Here is a 316-nt window from a genome sequence, read left to right on the forward strand (position 1 = left end):
CAGGGGCCGGGGCGGTCGTGGATCAGCAGGTTGCCGGCCGGGTCGTGGCTGAAGTGTTCCGGGTCCTGATCACGGGCGTGGCGGACGTGGGTCAGGCGGTCGAGCGGGTCGTACTGGTAGCGGCGTTGGCCGTGGCGGCTGTCGTCGACCTGCAGGAGGTTGCCGTTGGCGGCGTAGGCATAGTCGCGGCGGTACAACGGACGCTGGTGTTGGCTGACGGCGTGGGCGTGCAGGCGGCCCTGTTCGTCGTAGGCGTATTCACTGAGCAAGGCGCCTTGCTGGCGGTTTTGTTCGCGACCACCGACAAAGCTGTGGG

Annotated in this window: 1 pseudogene; it reads right to left on the minus strand. The window is 68.0% G+C overall.

The features are described 5' to 3' along the window. A pseudogene (locus ACW9HW_RS30175) lies at positions 1-316 on the minus strand (RHS repeat protein); the annotation flags it as partial.

Source organism: Pseudomonas sp. SDO5532_S415, from assembly GCF_054071155.1.